This window comes from Frateuria sp. GZRR33, assembly GCF_051900425.1.
Taxonomy (GTDB): domain Bacteria; phylum Pseudomonadota; class Gammaproteobacteria; order Xanthomonadales; family Rhodanobacteraceae; genus Frateuria_A.
This window is the reverse complement of sequence record NZ_JBHZGK010000001.1, coordinates 103,218-129,214: the sequence shown is the minus strand read 5'-3', so window position 1 is coordinate 129,214 and position 25,997 is coordinate 103,218. Positions and strand designations below refer to the sequence as shown.

The 25,997-nt window shown below is 68.7% G+C and carries 22 protein-coding genes; 10 read left to right on the top strand and 12 right to left on the bottom strand.

The annotated features are described in order from the left end of the window. Positions 1–73: 73 nt before the first annotated feature. The 6 genes from ACFWZU_RS00680 to ACFWZU_RS00655 all read right to left on the bottom strand — a co-directional run bounded on the left by ACFWZU_RS00680 (position 74) and on the right by ACFWZU_RS00655 (position 8,266). A complete protein-coding gene (locus ACFWZU_RS00680; RefSeq protein ID WP_439699483.1) occupies positions 74–3,763 on the bottom strand; it encodes a glycosyltransferase in 3,690 nt (1,229 codons plus the stop codon). Positions 3,764–4,046: 283 nt separating this feature from the next. Continuing rightward, positions 4,047–4,679 carry a hypothetical protein gene (locus ACFWZU_RS00675; protein ID WP_439699482.1) on the bottom strand — a complete coding sequence of 211 codons (633 nt, stop codon included), beginning with the start codon at positions 4,677–4,679 and terminating at the stop codon, positions 4,047–4,049. A 92-nt stretch (positions 4,680–4,771) separates the two neighbouring features. Beyond that, complete coding sequence (locus ACFWZU_RS00670) at positions 4,772–5,509, bottom strand: glycosyltransferase (RefSeq protein WP_439699481.1); 738 nt, start codon at positions 5,507–5,509, stop codon at positions 4,772–4,774. 28 nt (positions 5,510–5,537) lie between these two features. Beyond that, positions 5,538–6,251 carry an ABC transporter ATP-binding protein gene (locus tag ACFWZU_RS00665; RefSeq protein ID WP_439699480.1) on the bottom strand — a complete coding sequence of 238 codons (714 nt, stop codon included), beginning with the start codon at positions 6,249–6,251 and terminating at the stop codon, positions 5,538–5,540. Positions 6,252–6,254: 3 nt separating this feature from the next. After that, positions 6,255–7,076 carry an ABC transporter permease gene (locus ACFWZU_RS00660; RefSeq protein WP_439699479.1) on the bottom strand — a complete coding sequence of 274 codons (822 nt, stop codon included), beginning with the start codon at positions 7,074–7,076 and terminating at the stop codon, positions 6,255–6,257. 26 nt (positions 7,077–7,102) lie between these two features. Then, positions 7,103–8,266: a cystathionine gamma-synthase gene (locus ACFWZU_RS00655; RefSeq protein WP_439699478.1), complete on the bottom strand. Its 1,164-nt coding sequence runs from the start codon at positions 8,264–8,266 to the stop codon at positions 7,103–7,105. A gap of 152 nt (positions 8,267–8,418) precedes the next feature. Here ACFWZU_RS00655 and rfbB point away from each other — a divergent pair, with 152 nt between their 5' ends. The 7 genes from rfbB to ACFWZU_RS00620 all read left to right on the top strand — a co-directional run bounded on the left by rfbB (position 8,419) and on the right by ACFWZU_RS00620 (position 16,530). Next, positions 8,419–9,468, top strand: coding sequence for a dTDP-glucose 4,6-dehydratase (gene rfbB, locus ACFWZU_RS00650; RefSeq protein WP_439699477.1), 1,050 nt, complete (start codon positions 8,419–8,421; stop codon positions 9,466–9,468). 10 nt (positions 9,469–9,478) lie between these two features. Continuing rightward, complete coding sequence (gene rfbA, locus ACFWZU_RS00645; protein WP_439699476.1) at positions 9,479–10,366, top strand: glucose-1-phosphate thymidylyltransferase RfbA; 888 nt, start codon at positions 9,479–9,481, stop codon at positions 10,364–10,366. Beyond that, positions 10,363–10,920, top strand: coding sequence for a dTDP-4-dehydrorhamnose 3,5-epimerase (gene rfbC / locus ACFWZU_RS00640; RefSeq protein ID WP_439699475.1), 558 nt, complete (start codon positions 10,363–10,365; stop codon positions 10,918–10,920). Before rfbA ends, rfbC begins: the two co-directional genes overlap by 4 nt. After that, positions 10,917–11,837, top strand: a complete 921-nt coding sequence (gene rfbD, locus ACFWZU_RS00635; RefSeq protein WP_439699474.1) for a dTDP-4-dehydrorhamnose reductase — start codon at positions 10,917–10,919, stop codon at positions 11,835–11,837. Before rfbC ends, rfbD begins: the two co-directional genes overlap by 4 nt. A gap of 112 nt (positions 11,838–11,949) precedes the next feature. Then, positions 11,950–14,133: a TIR domain-containing protein gene (locus ACFWZU_RS00630; protein ID WP_439699473.1), complete on the top strand. Its 2,184-nt coding sequence runs from the start codon at positions 11,950–11,952 to the stop codon at positions 14,131–14,133. A gap of 468 nt (positions 14,134–14,601) precedes the next feature. Further along, positions 14,602–14,763, top strand: coding sequence for a hypothetical protein (locus ACFWZU_RS00625; protein ID WP_439699472.1), 162 nt, complete (start codon positions 14,602–14,604; stop codon positions 14,761–14,763). Between the two features lie 93 nt (positions 14,764–14,856). Then, positions 14,857–16,530 (top strand): hypothetical protein, encoded by a 1,674-nt coding sequence (locus ACFWZU_RS00620; RefSeq protein ID WP_439699471.1) that lies wholly within the window; start codon positions 14,857–14,859, stop codon positions 16,528–16,530. 8 nt (positions 16,531–16,538) lie between these two features. Here the strand turns inward: ACFWZU_RS00620 and glmS are convergent, their stop codons facing one another. The 5 genes from glmS to ACFWZU_RS00595 all read right to left on the bottom strand — a co-directional run bounded on the left by glmS (position 16,539) and on the right by ACFWZU_RS00595 (position 21,765). Then, positions 16,539–18,368 carry a glutamine--fructose-6-phosphate transaminase (isomerizing) gene (glmS, locus tag ACFWZU_RS00615; protein ID WP_439699470.1) on the bottom strand — a complete coding sequence of 610 codons (1,830 nt, stop codon included), beginning with the start codon at positions 18,366–18,368 and terminating at the stop codon, positions 16,539–16,541. 70 nt (positions 18,369–18,438) lie between these two features. Further along, on the bottom strand, positions 18,439–19,809 hold the full coding sequence (locus ACFWZU_RS00610) for a pyridoxal-phosphate dependent enzyme (protein WP_439699469.1): 1,371 nt from the start codon (positions 19,807–19,809) through the stop codon (positions 18,439–18,441). Between the two features lie 151 nt (positions 19,810–19,960). Beyond that, positions 19,961–20,188, bottom strand: a complete 228-nt coding sequence (locus tag ACFWZU_RS00605; RefSeq protein ID WP_209622183.1) for a YdcH family protein — start codon at positions 20,186–20,188, stop codon at positions 19,961–19,963. A gap of 345 nt (positions 20,189–20,533) precedes the next feature. Continuing rightward, positions 20,534–21,193 carry a hypothetical protein gene (locus ACFWZU_RS00600; RefSeq protein WP_439699468.1) on the bottom strand — a complete coding sequence of 220 codons (660 nt, stop codon included), beginning with the start codon at positions 21,191–21,193 and terminating at the stop codon, positions 20,534–20,536. Then, complete coding sequence (locus ACFWZU_RS00595; RefSeq protein ID WP_439699467.1) at positions 21,190–21,765, bottom strand: DUF4398 domain-containing protein; 576 nt, start codon at positions 21,763–21,765, stop codon at positions 21,190–21,192. The genes ACFWZU_RS00600 and ACFWZU_RS00595 overlap by 4 nt, the downstream gene beginning before the upstream one ends. Positions 21,766–21,862: 97 nt before the next feature. On the opposite strand from ACFWZU_RS00595, the gene ACFWZU_RS00590 reads away from it, so the two are divergent. Then, complete coding sequence (locus tag ACFWZU_RS00590) at positions 21,863–22,978, top strand: PilT/PilU family type 4a pilus ATPase (protein WP_231349682.1); 1,116 nt, start codon at positions 21,863–21,865, stop codon at positions 22,976–22,978. 235 nt (positions 22,979–23,213) lie between these two features. Here the strand turns inward: ACFWZU_RS00590 and maiA are convergent, their stop codons facing one another. Beyond that, positions 23,214–23,873, bottom strand: coding sequence for a maleylacetoacetate isomerase (maiA, locus tag ACFWZU_RS00585; RefSeq protein WP_439699466.1), 660 nt, complete (start codon positions 23,871–23,873; stop codon positions 23,214–23,216). Between the two features lie 177 nt (positions 23,874–24,050). Here maiA and ACFWZU_RS00580 point away from each other — a divergent pair, with 177 nt between their 5' ends. Together ACFWZU_RS00580 and ACFWZU_RS00575 are read left to right on the top strand one after the other, a co-directional pair. Continuing rightward, on the top strand, positions 24,051–25,229 hold the full coding sequence (locus ACFWZU_RS00580) for a phosphoglycerate kinase (protein ID WP_439699465.1): 1,179 nt from the start codon (positions 24,051–24,053) through the stop codon (positions 25,227–25,229). Beyond that, entirely contained in the window at positions 25,229–25,873 is a 645-nt protein-coding gene (locus ACFWZU_RS00575; RefSeq protein WP_439699464.1) for an HAD hydrolase-like protein, read from the top strand. The genes ACFWZU_RS00580 and ACFWZU_RS00575 overlap by 1 nt, the downstream gene beginning before the upstream one ends. The last annotated feature ends 124 nt before the right edge of the window (positions 25,874–25,997 follow it).

Sequence of the window (25,997 nt, the reverse complement as noted above, 5' to 3'; positions counted from 1 at the left end):
CCCACGAAAGCGGGTACGGCCGCTGGACGGTCGTGCGGGCTTGGCATTCGGTTTTCCTCAGGGAAGCGGGCGCTCAGCGCCGGCGCAGGCCACTATAGTGGAGCGCCCGCGCTGCCGCCACGCGCACGCCCTCGGTGCGCAGCAGGTGCAGGAAGCGCCGATGCGCCTGGCCGCTCAGCACGGCGTGCGCAAGGCGCGCCAGGCGCGAGCGCGCCGGCGCGGCGTCCGCCGACGGGATGCCTGAGGGCGGCTGGCGCTGCAGATGCAGGGCGAACGCCAGCGCCGGGCCAACGCCCTCGTGCAGGCCCTCCCAGTACGGCCGCACGCTGCGCGCGTGGTCGGTCTGCGCCTGCCCGGCGCGCAACATGCTGGCCTCGCCCACGCGGTACCAGAACAGCGGTTCGGGCACGAGCTGCAGGTCGGCGCCGGCAAGCGTGGCGCGGGCGAAGAATTCCCAGTCCTCGTGGCCCACGCCGTAGTCCTCGGTGAAGCCGCCCAGGCGTTCGAACAGGCTGCGCCGCACCAGTGCATTGGCGTCGCCGAAGACGTTGCGGAACACGCCCAGGCCAGCGGCGTTGCCCAGCGGTATCCACAGCTCGCGGCTGCGAGCCGGCGGGCGGCCGGCGTTCTCGTCGTCGCGAAAGACATCACTGACGGTGGTGAGGATGTCCGCGCCCGAGTGCGCCGCGGCGTGGGCAAACACGGCCAGCTCGTCGGGCTTGGCGAGGTTGTCGTCGTCCATGAACAGCACGTACTCGCCGCGCGCCAGGCGCACCGCCGCGTTGCGCGCGGCGCCGAGGTAGGCGTTGGCCTGCCGGTGCAGGGTCCAACCGCGCCAGGCGAATTCCTCGCGCAAGCCGTCCAGGTATTGCTTCGCCTCAGGCGAGGGACTGCCGTCGTCGACCAAGACCACGTCGAAGTGCCGGTAAGTCTGCTGGCGCAGCGAGTCCAGCGCTTGGGCTAGCAGGTGCGGGCGGTCGTAATGGACCAGGCAGACGCTGATGTGCGGGCCATCGGCGCTCGGCGCTTCCGCCTCCGCGCCGGCCTTGGCAGCGGCAGCCAGTTCGTCCTGCAGGGCCAGCCAGCGATCGCGCGTGGCCGTGGCCGGCTGCGCCGGGCGCGGCGGGCTGTAGCGGCCGGACTCCAACTGCACCAGGGTCTGTGCCAGGCCAGTCGGCGTGGGCTTGAAGAGTGCGCGTTCGCGATCCTGCGGATGCACCAGTTCGGCGATTCCACCGACGTCGGCGGCAACGAACGGAATACGCGCCAGCACGCACTCGAGCACCGTATAGGGCGAATTTTCCACTAGCGAGGCGATCACCGCCACGCGACCGGGCTGGCGCAGGTAGTCCAGCGCCTGGTCGCGGTCGCGGTCGGTAAGGATCTGCGGCGGCTGCGGCCAATCGGCAGTCTTCTCGGCGATCAGGGCGAACGAATCGAAGTCGGCCGTCTGAACGGCCTTGCCCAGGAACGTGACGCGCACGCGTTCGCGCAGTTTCGGCGGGACGCGGCGCAGCGCGTCGAGGAATATGTGCAGCCCCTTGCGGCGCTCCAGCCGCCCGAAGAACACCCATTCGGTGACGGCGAAGGCGCCCGGCTCGGCATGCTCATCGGCGATGGCTTCGGCCGGCATCAGGTTCTGGATCACGTGCGTGGGTGCGTTGATCTGCCAACCGCGCTGGGCCATCCAGTCAAACATGTACTGGCTTGGACTGATCACCACGTCGGCCATTTCGGTGCTACGGCGCTCCAGGTACTCGAGCACTAGGTCGTCGAACTGGCGCGGCAGCACATAGTTGCCCGATTCGGCCCAGGTAGTTGAGCTGTGCGTGACCACGGCGATGGTCAGGCTGGCGAAGCCCAGCCCAAGCCGCTTCGCCTGCGAGGCGTAGTAGGACTCGCCCTTCCACTCTGGGAAATAGGCAATGTCGAACTGGGCCTGGTGTGCCTTCATCCACAGGTACACGCGATAGGCGCGCCAGCAATGGTGAGGGGCGTCCAGCCGCGGCTCGCCATGCTCCAGCGTGGCCGGGATGAAACGGATGCCCTGGCGGGCGTAGTACGCCTCCCAGCGGGCGATGCCGGCGCCATCCTCGTTGTGCTGGCCCAGGGTGTAGAGAATGGTGACGGCGCGGCCGGCCTGGGCCAGCGTCACCGCGAGCGCGTGGAACGCCGTACCGATGCCGCCGTTACGGATCGGCCCGAGGATGTCCGGGGTGACGATCAGGATGCGCGGGCCGGTGGCCGCGGCGAAGGCCGCTTCGAGGGCGGCTGCCGGATCGTCGATCGGAGCGGCCACCGGCATGACGGGCACCGGCGGCTCGACCGGCGCCAACGCGGCAGGCACCGGCGCCGGCGGCCGGAGCATTCGCCCTCCCATGCGAACGGCGCCGCGCATCGGGCGGGTAATGCGCCACGAGCGGGAGGCATAGACCCTGGAAAGCTCGTCCGCCAGTCGATCGCGCTGGCCCAAAAGCAGGTCGCGCTCGGCCACAACGCCTGCCAGTTCCCTGCTTATCTCAGATAGCCGGACGGCGTGCCGCTCGACGTTTTCCTGCAACCGGGTATTGGTATGTTTCATCTGATCCAACGCAGCGATATGCCGCTCGAGGTTTTCGCGCAATTGGGCATTGCCCTTCCGCATGGCGGCCAACTCATCCACATGCCGGTCGAGGTTCTCCTGCAATTGGGCGTTACCGGCCTTGGTGGCAGCCAGTTCGCGCGCATGCCGGTCGAGGTTTTCCCGCAGCTGGGCGTTGCCGGCCTTGGCGGCAGCCAGTTCGCGCGCATGCCGGTCGAGGTTTTCCCGCAGTTGCGCACTGCCGGCGACTAATCCCTGCCGCTCTGTCTCGGACCAGGTGAGCGTGTCCTGGAACTGCAGGCTGAGCCGGCGCGTGGCGCGCAGTACCGCCGCGTTCGCCGCACCGGTCTGGTCGGCGCGCGCGATCTCCGCGGCGATGTCATCGAGCGCGGCAGTGTCTTCGCCGTCTCCAACGGTTATCGCCGCATAGGTGCGTTCCAGCCAGCCGTTCAACGGGCCGACTGCAAGACCGGCGCCGGTGCCGGCGCGGTAATGCCTTAAGGCCGGTTCAAGGAACGCGTCTATGTCGGCGCCGACCGTACCAGGCTCGCGCGGCCAGGCGATGTCCAGTGCGCGCGCCATCCGCGCGGCCTGGGTGCGCCAGTCCTTGAGCAGCTGCTCGTAGCGCACCAGCACGCGCGGCATCCCGCGCGTGGCCGCTTCGGCTTCGATCACGTGCCGCAGCCAGACCCAGGCAGCCTGATCGGCGGGCAGGTGGTCGCGCCTGGCCAGCGAGGCGATCACTTCCTCTGGCCGGCGCACCACCAGCACCGCGCGGGCGGAGAAGCCTTCGCGCGCAAGCAGCTTGCGCCACGGTGGCACCAGCCGGCACATGCGCGGATCCTTGACGCCGAGCGGGCCGGAACCGCCAAAGTCGCGCTCGAGGATGGCCCGGATGGGCGCTTCCGCCTGCCGTACGGCATCGCTTTGCTGCCAGCCTTCGGGCAGCGGCAGCGGATCGTCCCAGGCCGAGCCCAGGGCCTGCAGGATGTCGTGGTCCTGGCGCCAGACGTCGGCGTGCTCGAAGTAGCCCTTGGGGTTGTCCGGCGAGGCCTCGATCAGCCGTTCGCTAAAATCCACACCCAGGTGCGAGAGTGTGCCGGCAACGGCCGAGGTGCCGCTGCGATGCATACCCAATACGAGGATCATCGGGCGACCGATCGCCACGGGCTCTCCACTCATGTCGTCACCATCCCCTCTTCGTTCCTCTCGCAGGCGTGGCGTTGAGCGCCGCCACCATTGCCTTCAATGCTGTGTTGCCGCGAGCGGCAGTCCAGTTGCCAGCATGATCAGTGCACGCGCCACAGGACCCGCGCCCGGGGACAAGAGCCCCCGGTGCAACGATCGGCGATCAGCCATGGCGCCAATGACGCCTCGCCGCGTTCAGTAACCGCCCTCTCCTCGTCGGCTGCCGGTCAGGCGCTACCATCACCCACGCGTTGCCAGTACAACGCGCAGCCACCGATCATAGCCCAGGCAAACGCTCTGCCATGCCGTTCCCGGGTACCGAAGTTTGCAGCGGCCGGAGTTCGGTCACCGACGCCAGCGCAAGCCCATGCCGCTCGATGCAGCGGTCCAGCAGCGGATGGCGCGCATGGCGTAATTGCCGCGGCGCGATCTGCAGCACCAAGCGGGCGAGTACGGCGCAGTGGTCGTTCTGGTCCAGGTGTTCGGCCGGCAGGGCGACGTAGACCGCGCCCGCCTTGCGCGCCAAGGCGGCGACTGTCTGGTCGCGGTCGATGTCGATCACGGCCAGTGGCCGGGGAGCATCGGCAAGCGCTGCAGCATCAATCCGGCCGCCACCGACCAGCACCAAGCTGCCGTAGTCGCCGGCAAGCTGGCGCCGAGCGTCCGCGTAACGGACGCCCACGTACGTCATATCCCAGGGGATGAAATAGGGCTCGAGCGACGCCTCCTCGCCGACCAGCGCGGCTAGTTCCGGCTCCAGCTCCACCAGCACGGCGACCTCCGCCTCCGCCCAAGATGGCAATCGCCGCGAGGCGGCCAGCTTGTTGCTGGGTGCGTTGCCGGCGAATTCAGCGACCGAGCGCGCCTCGATGCGTTCGGGATAAGTGCCGCGCGCCAGGCGGAACAGCACGCCCTGCACGCGGCTACGGGCGGAGGCCGGGAGCCACCGCAGCAATACGCGGTCACCGAAGCGATATACGGCGCGAACGAGAGAGTATGCGTTCATAGCGAGTCGAAGAAGGGGGTCGGTCGAAGGATCGCCGCATGGCTCTGGTGCGCCACGTTGAGCGACCCCTGCGCCTTGCGCCGCTCTAGGCGAAAGGTGCGCGGCACGACGCGATGGACGTAGCCATGCGCGATCGTCTCGCAGTTCCAGTGCCAATCCTCGAAACCGAAACCGGTCTCCCCGGCGCGCGCGTAGACGTAGGGATGTTCGACGAAGACCTCGCGGCGGGCCACCGAGCAGGCGTTCCAGTGATTGAACGACATCAGCGTCTCGGGCACGAAGCGCGGGTCAGTCTGGTCGATCTGCTCCCAGTACGCCTTCCACGTGCCGAAGGCGATCATCCACTGCGGATGGGTGATGGTGGCCGCGCCGTGCGCCCGGATGGTCTGCACCGCCGAGGCCAGCCAGTTTTCACTGAAGAGGTCGTCGCCGTCGAGCGTGGCGATGAATTCGCCGCGAACGCGCTCGATCGAGTAGTTGCGGCACAGCGACAGGTCGAACAGCTGCACCTTGTGCAGCAAGTCGCCTTCGCGCAACACCGGGTGCGAGCGTACCGCCTCCTCGGTCTGCGCATCGTCGCCGTCGAGCGTCATCGCCAGCTCCACGCGCAGGCCCTGCGCTTCGGCGTGCCGGCGCATGCGCTCGATCGCGTGCAGCGTCGGCACCGCCAGTTCGCGCTCGCGATGGAAGGTGACCACGGCGCTGATCAGGTTGGGGATCACGGTTTCGGACATGGCACTCCTCGGACTGCGGGCGGATCGGCTACTTTCGCTCCACGCTCACTAGTCGGCCGTGCTCGAGCGTGACCACGACGTTGCACAGTTCAGAAATCACGCGCGGGTTGTGCGAGGCCATCACCAGGATGCTGGCCTTATCCACTACGCCTTTCAGGCGGTCCTCGGCCTTCTTGACGAAGCCGGCATCGCCCACGCTCAGCCATTCGTCCATCAGCAGGATGTCCGGATGGATGCAGGTGACGATGGAGAAGGCCAAGCGCAGCACCATGCCGCTGGAATAGGTGCGCACCGGCATTGAAAGGTATTGGCCGAGCTCGGAAAAGGACTCAATGTCGGGCGTCAACTCGCGGATCTGCTTGCGCGTCAGACCCAGGATAAGCCCGCGGATCAGGATGTTGTCATAGCCGGTCGCCTCGTGGTCCATGCCCAGCGTCACGTCGATCAGGCTGGTGACCGTGCCTTCCACCTGCAGCACGCCGCCGCTCGGCTCGTAGACCCCGGCGAGCATGCGCAGTAGGCTGGTCTTGCCCGCACCGTTGTGACCCACCAAGCCGACGCGATCGCCAGCGCCGATGGTCAGGCTGACGTCAGTGAGCGCGTTGACCACGGTGATGTTGCGGCTGCCCGCGGCGATGCGGCCGCCGGTGGCGGTGGACATGACCAGTTGCTTGAGCGACCGGTTGCCCGTGCCGTAGACCGGCAATGCCAGACTGCAATTCTGGAGGATGATCGATGCCATGGTTCAGACCCAGAACGCGATGCGCTGGCGGTAGCGTGAGAACAGCGGAATGGCCAACACATACAGAAACAGCGTGACCGCGGCCGCCCCCAGGTAGACCTTGGCCCCAGGCAAGTAGCCGTAGACCGGCCCGCGCAGCACGTCGATGAATAAGTAGAGCGGGTTAAACTTCGCCATGTAGGCGCGCGCGCCCAGCAACTCGGGCTTCCACAGGATCGGTGTCAGGAAGAAGGCAAGCTGCACCACGCTGGCGACGATCTGCTGCATATCGCGAAAACGCGCGCACAAGATGCCCAGGATGATCGCCACCGGGACAGAGGCCAGCACGATCATAAGCATGCCCGGAATGGCCATCAGCCAGAGCCAGCTCGGATGGATGCCCAGGTAGATCGCGAACGGCACGTAGGCGAGCATGTTGTGCAGGAAGATCACCACGTTGCGCGCGATCAAGCGGAAGGCGTGCATGCTCAGCGGCAGCCGTACCGAGCGGATCATGTTGTCCGCGCCGGTGAAGGTCAGGCAGCCTTCCAGGATGATGCTCGACACCAGTCCCCAGGCGATCAGACCCAGCGCCAGGTAAGGGATGAAGTCGCGCGCGTCGATCTTCAGCAGCGCCGCATACAGCGGTCCCATGCCGGCGATGGTCGCCATCATGGTCAGGGTGATCCAGAACGGGCCCAGCACCGAGCGGCGGTAGCGCTGGCGGATGTCCTGCCAGGCGAGAATCCACCAGACCGGGTAGTTCCTGGCGCCATCGACGATGTCGGCAAGCGCCAGGCGGGGCCGGGAAGAGCTCCCCGTGATGAGTTTTTTCTTGGTATCCATAGGTCGGTCAGTTCGCCGCGGCGGGCTTAGGCCAGGGCCACCTCGAGTTCGGCCTTTAGATCGGCGAGGTCTTCCACCCCCACCGAAAGGCGGACCAGTCCATCGCTGATGCCCAGCCGCTTGCGGTTGGCCGGCGGCACCGAGGCGTGGGTCATGATGGCGGGATGTTCGATCAGGCTCTCCACGCCGCCGAGCGATTCGGCCAGCGCGAACAGCTCGCAGCGCTCGAGCATGCGGCGTGCCTTGCGCAGGCCGCCCTTGACCTCGATCGAGATGATGCCGCCGAAACCGTGCATCTGCCGGCGCGCCAGCGCGTGCTGCGGATGGCTCTTCAGGCCAGGGTAGATCACCCGCTCGATCGCCGGATGCTTCTCCAGCCACTGCGCCAGCTCCATGGCGTTGCGGCAGTGCGCCTGCATGCGCAGGTGCAGCGTCTTCAGGCCACGCATGGCCAGGAAGGCGTCGAACGGGCCGGCCACGGCGCCCACGGAGTTCTGCAGGAAGGCCATCCGCTCGGCCAGTTCCTCGTTGCCGGCGACCACGATGCCGCCGACCATGTCCGAATGGCCGTTGAGGTACTTGGTGGCCGAGTGCAGCACCAGGTCGGCGCCGAACTCCAGCGGCCGCTGCACCATCGGCGAGCAGAAGGTGTTGTCGACCACCAGGATCAAGCCGTGCTTCTTCGCGAAGGCGGCGACCTTGGCCAGGTCGACCAGCTTGAGCATCGGGTTGGTGGGCGTCTCGGCCCAGATCATGCGCGTGTTGGGCTTGAGCGCGGCCTTCAGCGCCTTGGCGTCGTTGAGGTCGAGGAAGTCGAAGTCCAGCCCGGCCGAGCGTCGGCGGACGCGCTCGAACAGGCGGTAGCTGCCGCCGTACAGGTCGTCCATCGCGATCACGTGGCTGCCCGAGTCGAGCAGGTCCAGCACCGTGGCCGCCGCGGCCAGGCCAGAGGCGAACGCGAAGCCGGCCACGCCGCCCTCGAGGTCGGCCACGCAGCGCTCGTAGGCCATGCGGGTGGGGTTCTGCGTGCGTGAGTACTCGTAGCCCTTGTGCTTGCCGGGGCTCTCCTGCACGTAGGTCGAGGTGGCGTAGATCGGCGTCATGATGGCGCCCGTGCTCGGATCCGGCGACTGGCCGGCATGGATCGACCGCGTTCCTAGTCCGAGAGAGGCGGCGTGCTTCTTGGTCATCGTGTGGGCAAACAGGCGGGGATGTCGGGCCGCCATCTTACCGCGAAGCCCGCTTTTTCCTTAATTTCCAGTCAGCCGGACGCGCCGCCGCCGGCGGCTGCCGGGGGAGCGATCAGGCACAATAGGTGTCTGGAACCCAAGCGAAAGGGCTCATGGATACCTTGCTCGTCACCGGGGGCGCTGGCTTCATCGGCGCCAATTTCGTGCTGCAGGCGGTCGCCGACGGCCTGCGCGTGGTCAACCTGGACAAGCTGACCTACGCCGGCAACCTAGACACCCTGGCCCCGCTCGAGGGCAGCGACCGGCACCTGTTCGTGCAGGGCGACATCGGCGACCGCGCGCTGGTGGCGAAGCTGCTGGCCGAGCATCGGCCGCAGGCGATCGTCAATTTCGCCGCCGAATCGCACGTGGACCGCTCGATCGACGCCCCGGCGGCCTTCGTCCAGACCAACGTGGTGGGCACGCTCGGGCTGCTCGAGTGCGCGCGTGACTACTGGCGTGGGCTTGAGGGCGCTGCGCGGGAAGCGTTCCGCTTCCTGCACGTCTCCACCGACGAGGTGTATGGCTCGCTCGGCGCCGAGGGCAAGTTCAGCGAGACGACGCCGTACGCGCCCAACTCGCCCTATTCGGCGTCCAAGGCGGCCTCCGATCACCTGGTGCGCGCGTTCCACCACACCTACGGCCTACCCACGCTCACCACGAACTGCTCGAACAACTACGGGCCCTACCAGTTTCCCGAGAAGCTCATTCCGCTGGTGATCCAGAAAGCGCTGGCAGGCGAAGCTTTGCCGGTCTACGGCGATGGCCGCAACGTCCGCGACTGGCTGTACGTGGGCGATCACTGCAGCGCGATCCGGCGCGTGCTTGATGCCGGCCGTATCGGCGAGACCTACAACGTGGGCGGCAATGCCGAGCGCGAGAACCTCACGGTGGTGAAGACCCTCTGCGCGCTGCTGGACGCGCGCCGTCCGCTGGCCGACGGCCGCCCGCGCGAGTCACTGATCACCTTCGTCAAGGACCGTCCGGGCCACGACCGCCGCTACGCCATCGACGCGGGCAAGCTCGAGCGCGAGCTCGGCTGGTCGCCGACGCACACGTTCGAGAGCGGGATGGCGCACACCGTCGACTGGTACCTGGCCCACCAGCTGTGGGTGCAGCGCGTGCTGGACGGCAGCTATCGCATGGAACGGCTCGGATCGTGAGGACCGCAGCATGAGCGCACGCAAGGGCATCATCCTGGCCGGCGGTTCCGGCACGCGGCTGTATCCGATCACCCAGGGCATCAGCAAGCAGCTGCTGCCGGTGTACGACAAGCCGATGATCTACTACCCGCTGGCGATCCTGATGCTGGCCGGCATCCGCGAGGTGCTGGTGATCAATACGCCGCACGAGCAGGCGCTGTTCCAGCGCCTGCTGGGCGACGGTTCGCAGTGGGGCATGGACATCCATTACGCCGTGCAGCCCTCGCCGGACGGGCTGGCGCAGGCGTTCCTGATCGGCCGCGAATTTCTCGCCGGCGCGCCGAGCTGCCTGGTCCTGGGCGACAACATCTTCTACGGCGTGGGCCTGACCGAGCGACTGCAGCGCGCGGCGACGCGCGAGCGCGGCGCCACCGTGTTCGGCTACTGGGTGCGCGATCCAGAGCGCTACGGCGTGGCCGAATTCGATGGCGACGGCTGCGTGGTCGGGCTGGAGGAAAAGCCGGCCAGGCCGAAATCCAACTACGCCGTCACCGGCCTGTATTTCTACGACGGCCGCGCCTGCGACTTCGCCGCCTCGCTGCAACCCTCCGGTCGCGGCGAGCTGGAAATCACCGATCTCAATCGCTGCTACCTCGCCGAAGGCGCCCTGCACCTGGAGCAGCTCGGCCGCGGTTACGCCTGGCTGGACACCGGCACGCACGAATCGCTGATGGAGGCGGGCAACTTCATCCAGACCATCGAGCACCGGCAGGGACTGAAGGTGTGCTGCCCGGAGGAGATCGCCTTCCTCAAGGGCTGGATCGGTCCGGAGCAGTTGCTGCGGCTGGCCGAACCGCTGACCAAGACCGGTTACGGGCAGTACCTGAAGAACCTGGTCAAGCAGGGCCTGGTCCGATGAAGGTCATCCAGACGGCCATCCCGGGCGCGGTGGTGATCGAGCCGCAGGTGTTCGGCGATGCGCGGGGCTTCTTCTACGAGAGCTTCAACGAGGCGGCATACCGCGAGGCCGGCATCGACCTCCGCTTCGTGCAGTCGAACGTCTCGCGCTCTGCGCGCGGGGTACTGCGCGGCCTGCATTACCAGTGGCCCGACCCGCAGGGGAAGCTGGTCAGCGTGCTCGAGGGCGAGGTCTATGACGTCGCGGTGGACATCCGTCGCGGCTCGCCCACGTTCGGCCGCTGGGTCGGCGCCATGCTCACCGCCGACAACCACCGGCACTTCTGGATCCCCGAGGGGTTCGCGCACGGCTTCTGCGTGCTGTCGGAATTTGCCACGTTCAGTTACCAGTGCACCGCGCTGTACGAGCGCGAACACGACGCGGGCATCCGCTGGAACGACGCGGAGATCGGCATCGACTGGCCGATCAGCGCGCCGCTGTTGTCGGACAAGGACACCCGCGCGCCGTTCCTGAAGGACGTGCCGCCCGAGCGCCTCCCCGTCTACGCGCCATGAAAATCCTGCTGCTGGGTGCCAACGGCCAGCTTGGCCGCAGCTTCGTGGAAGACGGCGGGCTGGCCGCGCGCGGCGAGCTGGCGGCAGCGACGCGCGATGGCACGTTGTGGGACGGCGCACGGGCCGAAGTCGCCGACCTGGCCGCGCCCGGCCTGGGCGCGCTGCTCGATCGTTTGCAGCCGGACGTCGTCGTCAACGCGGCTGCCTACACGGCGGTCGACCGCGCCGAACAGGAAGAGGCCCTGGCCACGCGGATCAACGGCGCCGCCGTGGGCGAACTGGGGAACTGGGCTGCCGCCCACGGTGCGCTGGTGGTGCACTACTCGACCGATTACGTGTTCGACGGCAGCGCGCAGATCCCCTACCCGGTGGACGCGCCTACCGGCCCGCTGGGCGCCTACGGCCGCAGCAAGCTCGCTGGCGAGGACGCCCTGCGTGCCAGCGGCGCCGACCACCTGATCCTGCGCACGGCCTGGGTGTATGCCCCGCACGGGCACAACTTCATGCGCACCATGCTGCGCCTGGGGGCCGAACGCGACGAACTGCGCGTGGTCGCCGACCAATACGGCGCGCCCACGTCCACCGGGCTGATCGTGCGCGCGAGCCTGGCGCTGCTCGATCGCTGGTTCGCGCAGCCGGGTGCGCGCGCGTCGCTGTGCGGCACGCACCACCTGGTCGCCAGCGGCCATACCAGCTGGCACGGCTTTGCCAGCGCGATCTTCGCCGAAGCCCATGCGCGTGGCCTGCTCCCGCGCGTCCCGCGCGTGCAGCCGATCGCCACCGCCGACTACCCCACGCCGGCCCGCCGGCCGGCCTGGTCGGTACTGGACAACCGCGGCCTGGCCCGGCAGCTGGGCAGCCCGCTGCCGGACTGGCGCGATGGCCTGCGCGAGGTAATGAACCGGCTGTCCGGATGACCGCGCGGGCCGGAAGCCAGGCGCGCACGTGAAGCGGGCATCACGCGTGGAGTGCTAGCTTCCGCCGCGCCGCCAGCGCCAGGGGGCTGTGCGACTCGCGAGGGTCGTGCGCATGAACCAGGTTTCCCCCACCGGCGATTTCCGCTACCGCGCCTTCATCAGCTACAGCCACCGTGACCGGCGCTGGGCCAAATGGCTGCACCGTGCCCTGGAAACCTACCGCGTGCCCGCGCGGCTGGTCGGCCTGGTCACCGCCGCCGGTCCGGTGCCGCGCCGGCTCGCCCCGATCTTCCGCGACCGCGAGGAACTGGCCAGCTCCAGCGACCTGGGCGGAAAGGTCGATCTCGCGCTGGCGCAATCGGCGAACCTGATCGTGGTGTGCTCTCCGGCGGCCGCGGCGTCCCGCTGGGTCGGCGCCGAGGTCCGGGCGTTCCGGCGACTGGGGCGCGGCGACCGGATCTTCTGCCTGATCGTTGCCGGCGAGCCGAACGCGCCCGCGGCACAACACGGCGAGGAATGCCTTTCCGCCGCCCTGTGCGACCCGCTGGACGAGGCCGACGCAGGCGGGCGCGAGCCGGTCGCCGCCGACGTACGCCCGGGCAAGGATGGCCGGCAGTCCGCCAAGCTCAAGCTGGTCGCCGGCCTGCTCGGGCTGGAGCTGGACCAGTTGCGCCGGCGCGAGCTGCAGCGACGCAACCGGCGCCTCGCCGCCATCGCGGCGCTGTCCACGCTGATCATGCTGGTGACCACGCTGCTGGCGATCGACGCGGTGATCGCGCGCCGCGCCGCCGAGCGCCGGCAGAAGCAGGCCGAGGCACTGATCGGCTTCATGCTTGGCGACCTCAACGACAAGCTGGCCCAGGTGCAGCGGCTGGACATCCTCGAAGCGGTCGACGACAAGGCGATGGCCTACTTCCAGTCGCTGCCCGCGACGGACGTGACCGACGACGTGCTCGAACAGCGCGCCAAGGCGCTGGAAAAGATCGGCAGCGTGCGGCTGGACCAGGGTCGCCTGGCCGCGGCCACCAGCGCGTACCTGGCAGCCGAACCGCTGGCGCGCGCGCTCGCCCACGCCGCACCGGCCGACGTCGAACGCCAGATCGCCTACGCACGCGTCCAGGCGTTTCTCGGCATGAGCGACTGGTACCAGGGCCACCTCGAGGCAGCCGGCCGCTACTTCGCCGCCGCGCAGGCCACGCTCGAACGGATGGGTGCGCCGGCGCGCACGGACCCGCGGGTGCTGTTCGAACTGAGCACGCTGGACAACGACATCGGCCACGTCCTCGAAGCACGTGGCCGGCTCGACGACGCGGCGACGCATTACCAGCGCATGCTCGAGCGCTGCCGCCTGCTGGCCGCCCATGCCTCGCCGCGCAGCGAATGGCTCGAGCACCTCGGCGAGGCGCACAACAACCTGGGCAAGCTGGCGCTGATGCGCGGCGACCTGCTCACCGCGATCGGCGAATACTCGGCCGACGACGCCATCGAGACGCAGCTCAGCCAGGCCCACCCGCAGGACAACGACCAGCGCAAGAACATGGCCCGCGTGCGCGCGATCCTGGCGCGCACGCTGGCGCTGGCCGGCCGTGCCGAACAGGCGGACCGCGAGACCGGCGAGGCGCTTGCGGTGATCGAGGAGCTGCACCGCTTCGATCCCACTCTCACCGACGTCAGGGAAAGCCTTGGGTTGTACTCGACCCAGCTCGCCCGCCTGCGGCGCGCGCAGGGCGACATCCGTTCACCGCGCGCCCTGCTGGCGCGTGCCGTGCAGACGCTCGAGGAACTGGCGCGGCACGATCCCAGCAACACCGCCTGGCAGCAGGACCTGGCCGAGGCGCGCATCGAGCGCGCGGCCTGGCGGCAGGCGACCGGACAAGAAGCACCAGCCCGCGCCGATGCGCAGGCCGCCCTGGCGGGGCTCACGCCCATGCTGGCGGACCAGCCGGACGAACGCAGCCTGCTGCTGTCCACCGCGCGCGCCCGCCTGCAACTGGCCGACCTGCAGGCGGGCAAGGACGCCCAGGCCCTGCGGCTGGCCGTCCTGAAGGACCTGCGCGCGGTCGACAGCGGTGCGGGGGACGTGCGCCTGCTCGCGGCACAGGTCGACGCACTGCTGGCGCTCGGGCGCCCCGACGAGGCCCGGCCACTGGCGCGGCGGCTGTGGACGTCGGGGTATCGCGAACCGGCGCTGGTCCGGCGCCTGGCGCGGGCGCACATCGCGTTTCCGCCCAACCCCGCCTTCGAACAACGCCTGCAGGATGTCCTCGACAGGCGCGCGCTCGCCTTCGCGCGCTGACCCGACTCCACCCCGCCTGAGACCGCACCATGGACCAGGGTCAGCCTGGACACGTCCACCACGCCCCGGTCGGTCGATATCGACCCGCGCGGCCGCAACAACGAGGGCGGCCGCAGCCGCAGATCCCGGCCTGGGGGGCTGACCGGCAATGCCGCCGGCGGCGACCTGCAGCCGCTGCAATGGGCCAGCCCGCCGCCCGTCGCCCGAGGTGGCCGCCAACGGGCAGTGCATGACCTTGACCGACCTCAGCGACAGTCGGATCTGCCGCACCCGGATCTTCAGGCTGAGCCTGATGCTCGAAGGCAAGGGGTTACTCGACGCTCGGAACCGTCCGGACCGGCACCATCGGCTGCTCGTCGATCAAGAACAACTGATGGCCGTCGCGCGGGCATCACCGGACCGTAACCCCGCAAGACGTACACGCTCACGGCGGCCAGCCGGCCGCCCCAGGCCCATCGGAGGCTTACCATGGCCAAGCCACGCACCAACCAGGGCACCCCGAACCCACCCAAGTCCACTGTCGAGCGCAAGCCGCCGGAGAACCCGCCGCCGAAGCCCAGGATTCCGGACGACACGCTGGCGTCGGCCAGCACCACGCGCGATCCGACGATCATCAACCGCTTCAGCTAGCACTCGCCGCGCAACCGCGCCCCGGTTGCGCAGGGAACGGCGGTCGATCCGTCGGCCGCCGTGGCGCCTCCGGCCGCAAGTCCTGGAGCATCCATGACGCCCCTGGTGATCGGCGTGACCAGCCATCGCGACCTGCCGCCGGCCGACGTCGAGGCCGTCCGCGCGGCCGTACGGCAACTGTTCGGGACGCTGCGGACCGCCTGGCCTTCGCTGCCGCTGGTGGTGCTCTCCGCGCTGGCCGAGGGCGGCGACCAGCTGGTGGCCGAGGAGGCGCTGGCGCAGGGTGCGCGGCTGATCGCTCCGTTGCCGCTGCCGCGCGAGCTCTACGTGGAGGACTTCACCAACCCCGGGGCGCGCACGCGCTTCGAGGCCCTTTGCGCGCAGGCCGAAGTCATGGCTTTGCCCGTGCGCAAGGGACGTTCGCACCGGGAGGTCGGCAACCCGGGCACCGCGCGCGACCAGCAGTACGCGCAGGCAGGCGTGTACATCGCCAGCCACTGCCACATCCTGCTGGCGATCTGGGACGGCCAGCCCTCCGACCGCCTCGGCGGCACCGCGCAGATCGTGCGCTACCACCTGCGCGGGACCCTGCCCGGCCCGCCCAGCGAGGACCGCGACCCGCACCATATCCTGGCCGCGGGCGACGAGCGGCTGCTCTACCACGTGCTCTGCGCGCGGGCGGACGTGGCGGACGACACGCGACCGGCCGTGAAGGCGGCATGGCGCCATGCCCTGGCGGCAACGCCGGAGGACCACCTGCCCACGCCATTCCGGCTGATGTTCGACCGCATGGCGGAGTTCAACGACGAGTGCACCAGGTATGCCGATGCGATCGACGGCTCAGCGCCTGCCGGCGACACGGGCACGAGCCGCATGGGCATCGAGCGCACTTTCCGCGAAGCCGACTGGCTGGCCATGCACTTCCAGCGCCGCGTGCTGCTGGCGATGCGCACGATCTACACGCTGGCCGCGTTGATGGGCATCGCCTTCACCTGCTACGCCCACTTTGCCGCGCAGAACTACCTGATCTACCTGTTCCTGCTGCTGTTCGCGCTCGGCACCACGATGACCGCGATCGCCAAGCGCCGCGGCTGGCACCGCAAATACCTCGACTACCGCGCGCTGGCCGAGGGCCTGCGCATCCAGTCGTACTGGCGCCGGGCCGGCATCTCGCTGACCCGCGACCATGCGTTCGCGCACGACGATTTCCTGCAGCGGCAGAACGTGGAGCTGGGCTGGATCCGCAACGTGATGCGCGCCTCGGGGCTGCCACCCAGCCACGCGCCACCGGCCACGGCCGGCGAACTGGCCAGCGTGATCGCCGAATGGGTGGGTGAATCGGGCCGCTCGGGGCAGCTCCACTACTACGAACGCAAGAGCATCGAGTGCGCCGGACTGCACCGCGTGACCGAGGCGCTGGGCGCGCTCAGCCTGTGGGGCGGCGTATCGATCAGCGTGCTGCTGGCGCTATTCGCGCTGCGCCTGGAGGACGAGACCAAGGCCACCCTGGTCGCGGTGATGGGCATCCTCTCGATCGTCGCCGCCGTGCGCGAGGCCTACGCCTACCGCAAGGCAGACAAGGTGCTGCTCAAGCAGTACCGCTTCATGGAGCGCATCCTCGGCACTGCACGCAACGCGCTGGACCAGACCGACGACCCGGCCGAGCAGCGCTCGATCCTGCGCGCGCTCGGCCACGCTGCGCTGACCGAACACGCCCAATGGACGCTCATGCAACGCGAACGGCAGGTCGAACACGGCCCCATGTAGGGGCGGGCCTATTCCACCGTGACCGACTTGGCCAGGTTGCGCGGCTGGTCGACGTCGGTGCCGCGCAGCACGGCGACGTGGTAGGCGAGCAACTGCAGCGGCACGGTGAACACCGCCGGGGCGATGAAGTCGCCGCCGCCGTTGATGCGCAGCGTGGTGCCGCTGGCGTTGCTGCCATCCATCGGCGCGTCGCCATCGGCGAACACGATCAGCCGGCCACCGCGGGCGCGTACTTCCTGCAGGTTGGACTTGAGCTTGTCCAGCAGCGGGCCGTTGGGCGCCACCGCGACCACCGGCATCGCCTCGTCGACCAGCGCGAGCGGACCGTGCTTGAGCTCACCGGCGGGGTAGGCCTCGGCGTGTATGTAGGAAATTTCCTTGAGCTTGAGCGAGCCTTCCAGCGCGACCGGGTACTGCGCGCCGCGGCCCAGGAACAGCGCGTGTTCCAGCGGCACGAACAGCGCCGCCAGCTCGACGATCTGCGGCTCGAGCTTCAGCGCCTGCTCGATCGCGCGCGGCAGGTGCGCGAGCTGGGCACACAGGTCGGCGTAACGCGCCTTGTCGAGCCCGCGTTGCTCGGCGAGCTTCAGGCACAGCAGGGCCAGCGCGGCGAGCTGGGTGGTGAAGGCCTTGGTCGACGCCACGCCGATCTCCGGACCCGCGCGAGTCATCAGCTTGAGGTCCGCCTCGCGCACCACCGAGGACTCGGGCACGTTGCAGATCGCCAGCGTCCCCAGGTAGCCGCGATGGCGCGACTCGCGCATCGCGGCCAGCGTGTCGGCGGTTTCGCCGGACTGCGAGATCGCCACGAACAGCGTGTCGGCCGGCACCACCGTGTCGCGGTAGCGGTATTCGCTGGCCACCTCGACGCTGACCGGCAGGCGGGCGTGCTCCTCGATCCAGTACCTGGCGACCAGGCCGGCGTGGTAGCTGGTGCCGCAGGCGATGATGTGGATGCCCTTGACCTTCGCCAGCAGCTCGTCGCCGCCGACGCCGAAGATGTTCGGCAGCACGCCGTGCGGGCCGATTCGCGCCTCAAGCGTGTCGTTGACCGCGCGCGGCTGCTCGTGGATCTCCTTCTGCATGTAGTGCCGGTAGTCGCCACGCTCGACCGCGTCGGTGGAGAGCTCGCTCTGGTGCACCGCGCGCTCGACCGGCGTGCCGTCCAGGCCGTACACCTGCACGCGGTCGCGGGTGATTTCCACCACGTCGTTCTCGTCCAGGTAGACCATGCGGTTGGTCACCTGGATCAGCGCCTGCGCGTCGGAGCCCAGGAAGTTTTCGCCGATGCCGATGCCGACCAGCAGCGGCGCGCCCCGGCGGGCGCCGACCACGTGCCCGGGCTGGTCGGCGCTGATCACCGCGATGGCGTAGGCGCCCTCCAGCGAACGCACGGTGGCAAGCACCGCCTCGCGCAGTGCCATGCCGCCGGCGATGCGCTCCTCGATCAGCGCGGCCATCACCTCGGTGTCGGTTTCGGAGGTGAACACATGGCCACGCGCCTGCAGCTCGGCGCGCAGCTCGGCGTAGTTCTCGATGATGCCGTTGTGCACCAGCGCCACGCGGCCGACCATGTGCGGGTGGGCGTTGGTCTCGTTCGGCACGCCATGGGTCGCCCAGCGCGTGTGCGCGATGCCGGTGCCACCGCGCAGCGGGTCGGCCAGGTACAGCGCCTCCATCTCGCGCACCTTGCCCTTGGCGCGCACGCGACGGATGTCGCCCCCGTCGAGTACGGCCAGCCCGGCCGAATCGTAACCGCGGTACTCGAGCGCCTTGAGGCCGGCGATCAACAGCGGGGCGACGTCGCGCTGGGCGGTGGCGGCAACGATTCCACACATGGGGTCTGGCTTCCTTCGGGGCGAGGGCGCAGCGTAGTTACGGTTTTGCGAAGACGGCGTCGCGACGACCTTAGTGAACCTTGCGGCGCAGGTAGTTCAACAGGTCGATGCGGGTGATCAGGCCCAGGAACTGGTCGCCGTCGACCACGATGGCCACGTGGCCGCGCTCGAACACCGGCAGCAAGGCCTCGATGGGCGAATGCACGTCGAGCTTGGTGAGCGAGGTGATCATGGCGGTGGACACCGAATCGCGGAAGCGCACCTCGTTGGCGTGCACGTGCATCAGCACGTCCGACTCGTCCAGGATGCCGACCAGCTTCTGCCCGTCCATCACCGGCAGCTGCGACACGTCGTAGAGCTTCATGCGCGTATAGGCGGTCATCAACAGCTCGTTCGGCCCGACCACCACGGTGTCGCGCTGCGCGAACGGCCGCAGCAGCAGGTCGCGCAGGTCGCCGTGCTGCTGGCGCTCGATGAAGCCGTTGTCGAGCATCCAGTAGTCGTTGTACATCTTCGACAGGTACTTGTTGCCGGTGTCGCAGACCAGCGTCACCACGCGCTTGGGCGTGCCCTGCTCGCGGCAGTACCTGAGCGCGGCGGCGAGCAGCGTGCCGGTGGAGGAGCCGCCGAGGATGCCCTCCTTCGCCAGCAGCTCGCGGGCGGTGAGGAAGCTTTCGCGGTCGGAGATGGCGTAGGCCTTCTTCACGCGCGAGAAGTCGCTGATGGTCGGCAGGAAGTCCTCACCGATGCCTTCGACCATCCAGCTGGCGGACTTGTCCGAGAGCGTGCCTTCGTTGATGTATTGCGCCAGGATCGAGCCGACCGGGTCGGCCAGCACGATCTCGGTGTCCGGCGAATGTTCGGCGAAGTACTGCGACAGGCCGGTCATGGTGCCCGAGGAGCCGCAGCCGACCACCACCGCGTCCACGCGGCCGTCCATCTGCTCGAGGATTTCCGGACCGGTGGTCTGGATGTGCGCGCGCGGGTTGTCCGGATTGCCGAACTGGTTGATGAAGTAGGCGCCGGGCGTTTCGCGGGCGATCCGCTCGGCCATGTCCTGGTAGTACTCCGGATGGCCCTTGGCCACGTCCGAGCGGGTCAGCACGACCTCGGCGCCCATCGCCTTGAGGTTGAAGATCTTCTCGCGGCTCATCTTGTCCGGCACCACCAGGATCAGCCGGTAGCCCTTGGCCTGTGCGACCAGCGCGAGGCCCAGCCCGGTGTTGCCGGCGGTGCCTTCGACCAGGGTGGCGCCCGGCTTGATCCTGCCGGCCTTCTCCGCGCCCTCGATCATCGACAGGCCGATGCGGTCCTTGATCGAACCGCCGGGATTGGCGCTCTCGAGCTTCAGGAACAACTCGCAAAGCCCCGTGTCGAGGCGCTGGGCTTTCACCATCGGGGTGTTCCCGATCAGTTCGAGCACGCTTTGGTGGACCGTCATGGCGACTCCGTCGTTGGCGGCGCCCGCGGGCGCTGGACAAGCCCGCAATGATAACCGAGCCGTCAAGTCAGGCTGCTTTTTCCGAAGCCGGAAAACACGCGGCCCCGGCACTTCTCGGTGAAGGGCCGGGGCCGCCAGGGAAACGGTGGATTCAGTGGATCTGCGGGACTCGCGCATCCCACATGCGTTGCAGGCGTTCCTTGGCGTGGAGTTTTTCTTTCTTCATCCCTGCCAAGGTGACATCGTCGATGGGAAGCACGCCGATTTCGGCATCGTGCACCTTGCTTTTGAGTTCGCGGTGGTGCTGGAAGAGCCGGCGGAATTCGGCGTCGGCTTTCATCAAGGCTTCGACATCGTCACGCTGCTGGTTTTCAAACATGATCCGACCTCCTCGCGAGATGAGCGGGCGCGTGATCGGCACGCCCGCGGGCGGATGAAGCGCGCGCGCCCACGCCCCGTACGCATGTCGCGAATCAGGGACCAACAGTGCGGGGGAAATGGGCGCATGTTTCAGGTCAGTGAGCCATGGAACGGATGTGCCGTGGCAGCCCTGACCCTACTCTCGCCCCCGGGGCCGCGCAAGCCACCGCGGGAAGCCGCCGCGGGATGCGGTTTTGCACGGTCGGGCTCGCCTGTTGCGAGCGACTTCCTGCAGGAACGCACCCCGTGCGCGACCGCCATCACGGTCGCGCACAGGTGCGCTCCTACAGGGGCTTGCGCCAGCTCAGTGGCCCTTGCTGCCCTTGCTGGAGCTCTTCTTCGGCGCGGGCTTCCCGGTCGCAGGCGCGAGGGACTCATCGCCCTGCATCTGCGAGCGCATGGCACGGGCGGCCTGGGCGGCCGCTTCGGCCTCGCGGCGGGCGGCACGGGCAACGCGGCTCTGCGCGGCGGCCAGCTTCTTGGCGCGCTCGGCCTCGGCACGCGCCTGCTCGGCCGCCTGCGAGGCCTCCATGCCCTGCTGCTGCAGGCGGGCGGCCTCTTCCTGTGCCATCTGGTACTGCATGCGCTGGCGTTCCAGCTCCATGCGGGCGGCCTCGGCCTCCCGGCGGCTGGCGTCCAGCAGTATCTGGGCATGCTCGCGGTCGAGCTGGTCGAGCTTTTCGCGTGCGTCCTGCAGCTGCGCGGCCGCCTTGGCCAGGTCGACCCGGCGTTCGGCCAGGTACAGCGCATGCGGACGTTCGCTGCGGCTGGCCTGTTCCAGGCGGTCGATCGCCGCGTGCGCCAGCGCCTGCTCGGCCTGCGCATAGGTGCCCAGGGTGGGATCGCTGGCCAACTGGTTGAGGCTCGAGTTGAGCCGGTTCACGTCCATGTCGTCCTGGCGCGCCAGGGCCGGGCCGGCCAGCGCCATCAGGCCGATCAACACCGTAGTGGCAAGGCGCTTCATCGCTGGCCTCCGTCATTCGCCTGGGTGCTCGTCGCCGGCGCGGGCACCGGCTGGAAGCCGCCGTCCTGAGGCAACGGTGCGGACAGCACCGACGCCGACGGGGCAGGCATGTCCTGCAGGGTATCGGGCGCGCTGCTGGCGGGAGCCGGCGCGGGCGCCGGGGCCGGCTGCGCGTGGGCCTCGGTCTGCTCGCGCAGGCGGGTGTTCTCCTCGACCTTGGCCTGGATCTGCGCCCGTGCACTGCCCAGCTGGGCACGCGTGCGGGCCAGTTCGGCGTCGGCGCGGGCCTCCTCGGCCAGGCTGGCGGCGTCGGCGTACTTGCGGGCCGCCATCGCGGTCTGCGCCTGCTGGAACTTGGCCTGGGCGAACCCGAGGTCGACCGGGTCGTAGTCGGCCGCGCCGGCATCGCGGGCGGATTGCAGCAGGGCCTGGGCCTGGTTCATCGAAGCGTCCGGCGGAGGCACGGTGGCGCAGCCGGCCAGCGCCAGCATCAGCACCCCCAGGGTCAAGCCACCCGCCGCCCTGCCGATACGCTTGCTGCGCCCGGGCGGCCGGGAAAAGATGTGCACCATCACTCATTCCTCGCGCAGTGTCGCCGCGTATTGTGGGCAGGCATAATCTCGCTTTGCAACGCGCCAAACGGCGGCGCGATCACATCAGGGGTCCTTCGTGGATATCGGTTACTTCCTCAAGCTGATGGTAGACAAGGGCGCGTCGGACATGTTCCTGACCACCGGCGCCCCGGTGAACATCAAGGTCGAGGGCAAGCTCTACCCGCTTGGCAACACCGGCCTGCCCGGCGGCATGGTCAAGAAGATCGCCTATTCGCTGATGGACGAGGGCCAGGTACCGCAGTTCGAACGCGACCTGGAACTGAACATGGCGCTGGCGGTGAAGGAAGCCGGCCGTTTCCGCATCAACGTGTTCAAGCAGCGCGGCGAAGTGGGCATGGTGATCCGCGCGATCAAGAGCGAGATCCCCTCGATCGACCAGCTGCAACTGCCGACCATCTTCCGCGACCTGATCATGGAGCAGCGCGGCCTGATCCTGGTGGTCGGCGCCACCGGCTCGGGCAAGTCGACCACGCTGGCGGCAATGCTCGACCACCGCAATTCCAACTCGCCTGGCCACATCCTCACCATCGAGGACCCGATCGAGTACCTGCACCGGCACAAGAAGTCGATCATCAACCAGCGCGAGGTCGGGCTGGATACGCACAGCTATCACGAGGCGCTGAAGAACGCGATGCGCGAGGCGCCGGACGTGATCATGATCGGCGAGATCCGCGATACCGATACCATGGAGGCTGCGGTCGCCTTCTCCGAAACCGGCCACCTTTGCCTGGCCACGCTGCACTCGAACAACGCCGACCAGACGCTGGAGCGCATCCTCAACTTCTTCCCCGAATCGGCGCACAAGAACGTGCTGATGAACCTGGCGCTCAACCTGCGCGCGGTGATCAGCCAGCGCCTGGTGATCGGCAAGGACGGGCGTCGCGTGCCGGCGGTGGAGGTGCTGCTCAACACGCCGCTGATCCGCGACATGATCCGCCGCGGCCAGATCCACGAGATCAAGGAAGCGATGGACCGCAGCCTGCAGGAAGGCATGCAGACGTTCGACCAGTCGCTCTACAAGCTCTACAAGAGCGGACGCATCGAGCTGGAGGAGGCGCTGGCCAAGGCCGACTCGCGCGACGGCCTGGCGTTGAAGATCCGCCTGTCGGAAGGTGGCGGTGCCGAGGCCACCGAACTGGTCGGGAACGATCCGTATGGATTGGGTTTCTGAGGTTTCCGGATGGGGTTGATGAAAAGGGCGCGGCAACGCGCCCTTTTCTTTTAGCTCGCCCTCCCCCGGGGAGAGGTCTGGGGGTTGGGACCACGCTGACGGTGAAGTACCGCTCGAAGCTGGAGGCAGTCTCCGCCACCCTTCGCACGGGCAGGCATCTTCGCCAGCCCCGGCCCCTCGCCCCGACCCTCTCCCCGGAGGAGAGAGAGGGAGCAGAGTCCCGCGTGATGGGCGCCTACGGCGCGTCGGGCTGGCGCTCCGGCATCGCCTGCTGGAATGCGTCCAGCTCGTTGCACGCAGCGTGGATGCGCGCGATGGTCGGCCAGCGGTCCATCGACAGCTGCCAGCGCAGCGCGTTGTACACCTGCGGTACCAGGCAGGCATCCGCCAGGCCCGGCGTGTCGCCGTGGCAGTAGCGGCCGGTCGCGCTGTTGCCGGCGAGCATCGCCTCCAGCGCGTCGAAGCCGGTCTCGATCCAGTGCCGCGACCAGGCCAGTTTTTGCGCGTCGTCGGCACCCAACCGGCCCTCCAGGTATTGCAGCACGCGCAGGTTGCCCAGCGGATGGATGTCGCAGGCGACGGCCAGCGCCAACGCACGCACGCGGGCGCGGCTGCGCGCGTCGGCCGGCAGCAGGGGCGTTTCGGGGACGGTCTCTTCCAGGTACTCCATGATCGCCATCGACTGGGTGATCACCCGTTCGCCGTCGCGCAGGCATGGAATGAGCTGCTGCGGGTTGAGCGCGCGATAGGCGTCGCCGTGCTGCTCGCCGCCGTCGCGCAGCAGGTGCACCGGGCGGGTCTCGTAGCGCAGCCCCTTGAGGTTGAGCGCGATGCGCACGCGGTAGACCGCGCTGGAGCGCCAGTAGCCGTACAACGCCAACAGTTCCGCTGCCATGGAATTCTCCGTGCCGGTAAGTGGGGGCAGGATAAACCGGGCAGGCGCGACCACGCGCTCCGACGCCTCGCGCCGGTTGCGGCGTTGCATCATCGCAACCCGCGCCGGACAATAGGCGGTTGGCGCCCTCCCCGGGCGCCCGGTTGAATTGCCATCCCCTTTTCGAGGAGTAGCGCCGTGTCCATCACCCGCATGAGCGATCTGGAACTGCGCGGCAAGCGCGTGCTGATCCGCGAAGACCTGAACGTGCCGATCGACGGCGGCCGCATCACCTCGACCCAGCGCCTGGACGCTGCGCTGCCCACCATCAAGGCCGCGCGCGACGCCGGCGCGAAGGTCATGGTGCTCTCGCACCTGGGTCGTCCGAAGGAGGGCCAGTTCGACGCCGAGTCCTCGCTCGCCCCGGTGGCGAAATGGCTGGGCGACAGGCTCGGCACGCCGGTGCGCCTGGTCGCCGACTACCTCGACGGCGTGGATGTCGCCGAGGGCGAGGTGGTCGTGCTGGAGAACTGCCGCATGAACGTCGGTGAGGGCAAGGACGACGAGGCGCTGTCGAAGAAGTACGCGGCGCTTTGCGACGTATTCGTCATGGACGCCTTCGGCACCGCGCACCGCGCGCAGGCTTCCACCCACGGCGTGATCCGCTTCGCACCGCAGGTCGCCGCCGGCCCGCTGCTTTCGGCCGAGCTGGACGCGCTGGGCAAGGCGCTGGAACAGCCGGCACACCCGCTGCTGGCGATCGTGGCCGGCTCCAAGGTGTCGACCAAGCTCACCCTGCTCGACAACCTGATCGGCAAGGTCGACCAGCTGATCGTGGGCGGCGGCATCGCCAACACCTTCATCGCGGCGGCCGGCCATGGCGTCGGCAACTCGCTGTACGAGCCGGACCTGATCGAGGCGGCGAAGAAGGTGATCGCAGAAGCCAGGCGCCGCGGCGCCGACGTGCCGTTGCCCGTCGACGTGGTGGTGGCGCCGGAGTTCTCCGCGAACGCGCCGGCCACGGTCAAACCGGTCGACGCGGTCAAGGACGGCGAGATGATCCTGGACATCGGGCCCGAGACCGCGCGCCGCTACGCCGAATTGATCGCCAGGGCGGGCACCGTGGTGTGGAACGGCCCGGTCGGCGTGTTCGAGTTCGACGCCTTCGGCAAGGGCACCGAAACGCTGGCGCACGCCATCGCTGCCTCGAAGGCGTTTTCGATCGCCGGTGGCGGTGACACGCTGGCCGCGGTGGACAAGTACGGCATCGCCGACAAGGTTTCCTACATCTCCACCGGCGGCGGTGCGTTCCTGGAGTTCCTGGAAGGCAAGGAGCTGCCGGCCGTGGCCGCGCTCAAGGCACGCGCGGACCGCTGATGCTCTGCCTGTTCGACCTCGACGGCACGCTGATCGACTCCGAGCACGGCATCACCGCGTGCGTGAAGCACGCGCTGGAGCGGCTGCGCGTGGCGATCCCGGGCAAGGAGGAACTGCGCCGCTGGATCGGTCCGCCGCTTCGGCACAGCTTTGCGCCGCTGCTGGACCATGACACGGCGCAGGTCGAGGCGGCGGTGGAGCACTACCACGAGCGTTTCGACACGCACGGCTGGCGCGAGCACAGCGTCTACCCGGGCATCGAACCGCTGATCGGGCGACTGCTCGACGCCGGCCACCAGCTGGCCATCGTCACCGGCAAGCCGCACCGTCATGCCCAGCCGATCCTGGCGCAACTACCGTTCGGGCACGCCTTCCTTCGCCTGTACGGGCCCGACCCGTCCAGCGCGCAGAGCGAGAAGGCGGACATGATCGCCGCGGCGATGGCGGACTTCGGCGCGACCGCAGCGGAAACGGTGATGATCGGCGACCGCCATTTCGACATCGAAGGCGCGGTAGCCAATCGCGTGCGCGGCATCGGCGTGCTGTGGGGCTTCGGCAGCCGCGAGGAGCTGGAGCAGGCAGGCGCCGCGGCGGTTGCCGCCACGCCGGATGAACTGGGCACGCTGCTCGACCTTCGCGCCTGATTGCATTGCCGAGCGTGCGTTGGCGATGGGGGACATCCCGGTCGCGCACAGGGAGCGCGCCTACATCGGAAACATCCGGTCTTGCAGGGTGATGGTGGCGCGCGCCGGCGATCCTGCGATGGCA